At 69.8% G+C, this 6,295-nt stretch carries 9 protein-coding genes; 2 read left to right on the top strand and 7 right to left on the bottom strand.

Features of this window, described 5'->3' with window-relative positions:
* The 6 genes from TR49_RS21355 to TR49_RS21330 all read right to left on the bottom strand — a co-directional run.
* Window positions 1-216 (bottom strand): OB-fold nucleic acid binding domain-containing protein (locus TR49_RS21355; RefSeq protein WP_042383864.1); only part of this gene is annotated, 216 nt, incomplete at its 3' end.
* Between the two features lie 130 nt (window positions 217-346).
* Window positions 347-1,462 (bottom strand): hypothetical protein, encoded by a 1,116-nt coding sequence (locus tag TR49_RS21350; protein WP_152627389.1) that lies wholly within the window; start codon window positions 1,460-1,462, stop codon window positions 347-349.
* On the bottom strand, window positions 1,446-2,636 hold the full coding sequence (locus TR49_RS21345; RefSeq protein ID WP_042383861.1) for an amidohydrolase family protein: 1,191 nt from the start codon (window positions 2,634-2,636) through the stop codon (window positions 1,446-1,448). Before TR49_RS21345 ends, TR49_RS21350 begins: the two co-directional genes overlap by 17 nt.
* A 34-nt stretch (window positions 2,637-2,670) precedes the next feature.
* Window positions 2,671-3,012 (bottom strand): TauD/TfdA family dioxygenase, encoded by a 342-nt coding sequence (locus TR49_RS45035; protein WP_042383860.1) that lies wholly within the window; start codon window positions 3,010-3,012, stop codon window positions 2,671-2,673.
* A complete protein-coding gene (locus TR49_RS45030; protein ID WP_042383859.1) occupies window positions 2,958-3,677 on the bottom strand; it encodes a Fe(II)-2OG oxygenase family protein in 720 nt (239 codons plus the stop codon). Before TR49_RS45030 ends, TR49_RS45035 begins: the two co-directional genes overlap by 55 nt.
* Before the next feature lie 83 nt (window positions 3,678-3,760).
* A complete protein-coding gene (locus tag TR49_RS21330; RefSeq protein ID WP_052434492.1) occupies window positions 3,761-4,276 on the bottom strand; it encodes an ATP-binding protein in 516 nt (171 codons plus the stop codon).
* Between the two features lie 197 nt (window positions 4,277-4,473).
* Between TR49_RS21330 and TR49_RS21325 the strand changes: the two genes are divergently transcribed.
* Together TR49_RS21325 and TR49_RS21320 are read left to right on the top strand one after the other, a co-directional pair.
* Complete coding sequence (locus TR49_RS21325) at window positions 4,474-5,217, top strand: DUF5919 domain-containing protein (protein ID WP_042383858.1); 744 nt, start codon at window positions 4,474-4,476, stop codon at window positions 5,215-5,217.
* Between the two features lie 7 nt (window positions 5,218-5,224).
* Window positions 5,225-5,701 carry an NUDIX hydrolase gene (locus tag TR49_RS21320; protein WP_042383857.1) on the top strand — a complete coding sequence of 159 codons (477 nt, stop codon included), beginning with the start codon at window positions 5,225-5,227 and terminating at the stop codon, window positions 5,699-5,701.
* Here the strand turns inward: TR49_RS21320 and TR49_RS21315 are convergent.
* Window positions 5,689-6,246, bottom strand: a complete 558-nt coding sequence (locus TR49_RS21315; protein ID WP_042383856.1) for an HD domain-containing protein — start codon at window positions 6,244-6,246, stop codon at window positions 5,689-5,691. The two genes, TR49_RS21320 and TR49_RS21315, sit on opposite strands and share 13 nt — an antisense overlap.
* Between the last annotated feature and the right edge of the window lie 49 nt (window positions 6,247-6,295).

Here is a 6,295-nt window from a genome sequence, read left to right as displayed (position 1 = left end):
GATCTTCACGGCGGTCTCGGCGGTGATGGCTTCGAACGCCGCCTCGATCTCGTCGCCTTCGCCGCCTCGGGCGTGGGTGACCTGGACGAGGCCGGTGTGGTCGCGGACCAGCACGAACTGCATGCGCCGCTGCAGTCGGAGAGTGTTGATCCAGCCGTAGACGGTGACCGTCTCGTCGAGGTGGCTGGGAAGGTCTGCGACGAGGGTGCGCGTCATGGCGGCAACTCCCTGGTTGCGGGCGCGTTGGTCGCGCCAATGGCGTCGGACGGTAGACGGCCGCCCGGGGGGACTGGTTCACCATAACCGAACCGGTCCCGCCCGTGCGGCCGGATTAAGCCGTTCGTGATCACGCGAGGCTGAACACGCCGGAGAAGACGGGGAGTTCGTAGCGGTCGATGATGGTGTTGAAGCCGACGTGGACGTCGATCAGGCCGTCGAGGTCGTATTGGAAGGGGATGTCCATCTGCCTGACGACGAACGGGGTGAGGACGGTCGGCGCGGGGCACACGCCCAGGTCGGCGATGGTCTCCAGGCCGCGGAGGGTGTCGTCGGCCGGTTCGATGCCGGCGAGCAGGCAGCTGCCCACTTCGAGGCGGCCGAAGACGTCGACGGCGTCGGCGAAGACAGTGGTGTAGTCGTCGAAGGTCAGGGTGCCCTTGTAGCCGTGGACGTAGCGCTGGCGGTACTCGTTGTTGACGATCTCGACGCCGGAGTTGAAGCGGCTGATCCCGGCTTCGCGCAGCGTGGTGAGGTAGTCGCGGCGGTGGGCGGCGTCGCGGCGCATCCGGTCAGGGATGACCTGGGAGACGTAGATGCCTCCGGTATAGCCGACCTTCCGCAGGGCGGTGGCCAGGAGGCAGTGGCGTTCGAGTTCGAGCTTCTCGTTGGTGATGCTGCCGGTGCACAGCCAGATGATGTCGTAGTTCTGGTTGATCTCCTCGGCGTGGGCATCGACGTAGGCGAGGCAGGCGTCGAAGTTGCTGGTGTAGTTGGAGCTGGCGCCGCCCTGGAGAGCGAGAATCTCCCACTCGGACTCCTTGAAGCAGAAGTCACAGGAGAAGGCGCAGTACGTGTGGTAGTCGAACACGAAGGACCGCATGCCGTTCTCGCGCATGAGCCCGAAGTTGTACATGCCGGTGGGGGCGCGGTCGCCGTCGATGAACTGGGTACTGGCGATGGCGTGCTGCTGGCCGTTGAGGTGGGCGCTGAGCTGGTCGCCGTCGAACATGAACGGGGAGTCCTGGTTGACGCGGACGGTGATCTTCTTGGCGAAGCCGGGCCCGGTCAGCTCCAGCTCGATGCGGGGCACGACCTGTCCGTAGACGGGGAAGCGAATGTCGGTCGTGGTGAGCTGGACGCCGTCGCGCAGCGCGCCGAGGCGGAAGACCTCCTCGATGCGGACCTTGTCCATGCCGGTGAGGGTCAATGGGAAGCGGGCGGCCCGGTCAGTGCGAGACGGCACGTTCGTGCTCCTTCCTGGCGGCGCGGACAGAGACGAGGCGGGCGGCGTTGGCGCCGGTCAGCCCGGCGGTGAAGGCGTCGGGGAGGGCGGTGAGGACCTCAGCCCACTCGGCGGCGGGGTCCTTCGGGGTGCCCGGGTGGGGGTAGTCGGTGGCGAGCATGAGCCGGGGCGTGAGCCAGTCGGGCAGGTGGGTGAGGTCCTCGCCCAGGCCGACGGAGAAGAAGAACGTGTCCCGCTCGGCGAGGTAGGCGCGGGGCGGGAGCTCGCACAGGCTGGTCAGGCCGTTGCCGCGCAGCGTGTGCCAGGACTCCTCGGCGCGGTCGAGCCAGGCGGGCAGCCAGCCGGCGTTGCACTCGTGGAAGGCGAAGCGCAGGCGCGGGTAGCGGTCCGGGACCCGGGCGTCGAGCAGGGCCGCGAGGTGCAGCTGGCCGGGCAGGGTCTCGTTGATGTGGTTGAACAGTGGCCCCATCGCCGGGGCGGTCAGGGTCGTGCTGCCACCGCGCCTGCGGGCGATGGGCAGGAAGTGCGGGACCGCGACCTTGTGCAGGTGTAACGCGATGTCCAGGTCCTGCGCGGCGGCGAACAGCGGCTCCGCGGGCAGGAGGCTGTCGCGGATCCCGCCGGGGATCATGGCGTGGGCGAAGCCCGCGTCGGCCAGCCGCCGCAGCCGCTCGGGGGCGTCCTCGGTGGCCGGCACCTGGGCGACCGGGAGCAGGCGCTCGGGGTCGCTGCTGGCCATGTCGGCGATCCAGCGGTTGTAGGCGTCGAAGTGCGCCAGCGCCCAGGGGCTCGTGGGGTCGACCTCGCGGGGCCAGATCAGGCCGAGCGAGGGGAACAGCAGCGTGGCGTTGATACCGGCGGCGTCGAGCCAGGCGAGCCGGGCCGGGCCATCCCACGACGCGCGGGTGCACGACTCCTGGTAAGAGGCGAAGACGCCGTCGGCGGGCAAACTGTTCCAGTCGCGGATCTCGCCGTCCTCCGGCGCAGGGAGACCACCGAGACGGCGGACCAGCGCGGAGGGGCGGCCCTGGACCAGGAGCTTGTCGCCGTCCTCCTCGTCGCGCACCACACGGAGGCGGCTCTCGCGGAAGGCCGGATCGAGGTAGGACTCCCAGTCCCACAGAGGTTCCATGATGTGGCCGTCGGCGTCGACGACCTTGTGTCCGTGCCACATGGCAGACCAGTCCTTTGATCTTCGAGTCAGCGGATCAGGCGGGCAGGGCGAGGGCCTTGATGTAGTCCGTCGGGTAGTGGGCCAGACGCGTGTCCGGGACGATCCGTCCACCGGACGGCAGCCGGCGCAGGAGCAGTACGCGCTGAATCCACCGGTCGGTGCCGTCGTAGGCGGGGCGGAACGCGGTGCGGCCGTGGACAGAGCGGCGGTTGTCGATCAGCAGCAGGTCACCGGAACCGAGCAGGATCGACTGGGCGCAGCGGCCCAGCGACTCCTCCAGCGCGGCCAGCACGGCACAACCGGAGGCCGTGATGGCGGTGATCAGGGTCGAGTACTCCAGCGCCGGCCCGTCCGGGCGGTCCCTGAGCAGCGGCACTGGCTCGGTGGTGCGTCGGCCCTCATGCTCGTAGCTGCCGCGGTCGGTGGGGAAGACGAACAGCGGCTCCCGCAGAGCGCCGCGTTCGGCCGGGGTGAGCTGGGCCAGGGCCTGGGGATGTCCGAGACGAGAGTGGCCGCCTGCCCGGTCGGATCCGGGCGAAGACCGAGCAGCGCGAGGAAGTCGGGCGGGTAGGCGGTGAAGCACGCCTCGGTGTGCAGGACCAGGTCGCTGGCGCCGGATGCGCTCTGCACGTTGTGGTGCGAAGCGACCGGGTACCGGTTCTGCACGAGGTGCGCGCCGTCCCACTCTCCGTAGGCGAAGATCTCGCCCAGCCGCGCGCCGATCAGCGCGAGGACCGGCTCCGCGCCGGTCGGCCGTGCCTCGGGCAGCTGGTGGAAACTGCCCGCCGGGGTCTGCGGCAGCGAACCGGGGAACGGGACGCCGCGGATCAGTAGGCTCGACGGACCCTGCTGCAGGGCAAAGCGGTCCACCACCGCGACCAGACCGTCCAGCGGCAGGGGCGCGGCGGCAGCGCGAGCCTGCCGGGCGAACACCTCGCCCTCGGCGTAGGGGTCGGCACGAATGCGGCTCGCTGCCTGTGCCAGCGCGGCGGCGTCGTGCGGGGCGAGGTCGACGACGGAGATCGGGAGGCGTGGAGGCATGGGGCAGCCCTTCCGGAAGTTGGGTAACTTCGCGGCTGGAAGTCGGAGAGCAGGAAGCGGAGCAGCAGGTGAGGCGCTGGCTTTCAGCCGTGGACGGGTGGCGAAGCGTCGCTCTCGCCGTGGCCGCCGCCGTGCGGGTGAGCGAACCCCGGGAGCAGAGCCCAGACCGTCTTGCCCTGCGGCTCGGGATACCAGCCCCAGCTCCGGCTCAACTGAGCGACGAGATGGAGCCCGCGCCCTTCCTCGTCCAAGGCGGAGGCATCCCGGCGCCGGGGAGGGCGTTCGCAGGAGTCCGTCACCTCGATCAGCAGGCTGCCGACGAGCTGACGGGCGACGACGGAGACAATGGCGTCGATGTGGCTGGCGGTCACTGAGTTCGCCACCAGCTCGGTGAGGACGACCTCCGCGTCGCTGAGCGCGTCCGGGGCGACGGCCTCGTGGAAGGCCAGACGAAGCGAACGACGAGCGTCCGTCGCAGCCCGAACGCCAACCGGAAAGGCGCAGTCGAGAGCGACCACGTACGGCGGCCTCACGGCAGCCGGCACCGACCCCTCAGTCGAACTCCGATGACCAGACTCAGTGTTCAGGACTACCACCATGCGACTCACCTCCCATCGGGCTCGTGATCATTCCACTGTCGCCGACTCCGGCCGGAGCCGCGATGTTGAAGATGTTCCGCTTGGGCATGGGACGCGGATACCGCACCACGGGACGCCTCGGGGACGTCCTGAGACGTCCCGACCGCGGTGTCGATCGTCCGGGCGTGGACGTCCAATCAGCCGGGTAGGCCAGGGTGATGACGGAGCCGAACGAGCGCCTGCGCGCCGCGCTGCGGGACCGCGGACTCACCGCGCAGACCCTCGCGGACGAGCTCCGCGTCGATGCGAAGACCATCGAGAGGTGGATCGGTTCCGGCCGTACGCCCTACCCCCGTCACCGGTACGCGGTCGCCGAGTTGCTCGGCGTCGCGGCGGCGGACTTGTGGCCGGAGACGGACCGCACTGCGCCTCCGGCTGGGCCGGGCGGCACCGAGGTCGTCGGTGTCTACCCCGACCGGTCGGCGGTGCCCGGCGAGCTCTGGCGCACGCTGTTCAGCAAGGCAACCAAAGACATCGGCGTCCTGGTCTACAGCGGCCTGTTCCTCTCCGAGGACAGCGGCATCCACCGCATCCTGCTCGCGAAGGCCGGACAGGGGGTGCGCATCCGCATCCTGCTCGGGAACCCGGCGAGCGAACACGTGGCCCGCCGCGGTGCCGACGAAGGCGTCGGCACTGCCATGGCCGCCAAGATCGAGAACGCCCTCGTGATGTACGCGCCGCTGCGAGGCAACGAGGCCATCCAGTTCCGGCTGCACGACACGATCCTCTACAACTCGATCTACCGGGCCGACGACGAACTCCTGGTCAACACGCACCTGTACGGGTTCGCCGCCGCCCAGGCGCCGGTCCTACACCTCCGGGCGACCGCTGATGGCAGCATGGTCGCCAACTACCTGGACAGCTTCGAGCGGGTCTGGGCCGACGCCGTTCCCCTGGAATGAGGTCACAATGCCGAGCCGGATCGACTACTTCGACGACCCTGACGCGCCCCTGGCCAACAGCATGGTGCCGTCCGTCAACGTCGTCGTCGCTGACGACCTCGGACGCATCCTCCTGATCCGCCGTACCGACAATGGCAACTGGGCGGTTCCGGGAGGAGCGATCGACCTCGGCGAGTCACTGACGCAGGCTGCCGTCCGGGAGACGGACGAGGAGACGGGGATCCGCTGCGAGATCACCGGCCTGGTCGGGATCTACACCGACCCGCGGCACCTCATCCACTACACCAGCAACGACGAGGTCCGGCAGGAGTTCTCCATCGTCCTGACCGCGCGACCCACGACAGGTGCGCCCCGCTCCAGCAGCGAGTCCAGCGAGGTCTGCTGGGTCGACGCCGCCGACATCGCCGCCCTCCCCATGGACCGCTCGATGCGGAGGCGGCTGGAGCACTATCTCGCTGGCGACTCCCGCCCCTACCTCGGCTGATCGCGACGAGGAAGCGAGCGGACGGTGTCCACCGCGCGCAGGATCTCCGGGCGCGCCTCGGTGATGGCCGCGGTGATCAGGCTGTCGGGGCCGTAGCGCGCCAGGATCTCCGCCAACCGCTCTTCCACCGCGATCGGCTCTCCATCGGGCGAGGTCGTCATGTCGCAGTACGTCAGCGCGTCCGCCAGCAGGCCGGCGACCGGCGCGAACTCGGTCGACAGACGTTCGGACAGGCCCCGTCGTGCGGCCTCTGCCGCGGCGGAGGAGTGATAGGCGACCAGGGAACACACCCGGTCGTCGACTCCCACCACGTCGCGCAGGAAGAGCGCCCCGTCAAGCGGATGGAACCCGGTGGACGCGACCGTGGGCGCGTACCCGATGTCGTGCAGCCAGGCGGCGTCGACGAGGAGCGGACCATCCGCGCCGAACCGGTCGGCGATCGACTCGGCCTTGCGCCCCACGCCCCTGCTGTGCTCCCACCTGCGCGGCAGCGGCTCAGACAGATGCTGCTCCGCGAGGCGGGCCGCCCACCCGTTCCAGTTCATGCCGGGACCTTACCCAGGGCCAGCCGTGGAGCCTCGTCCCGCCACCGGG

The organism is Streptacidiphilus melanogenes, assembly GCF_000787835.1.
Taxonomy (GTDB): Bacteria; Actinomycetota; Actinomycetes; order Streptomycetales; family Streptomycetaceae; genus Streptacidiphilus; species Streptacidiphilus melanogenes.
The sequence above is the reverse complement of the archived record's forward strand: the minus strand, read 5'-3'. Positions and strand labels throughout refer to the sequence as shown.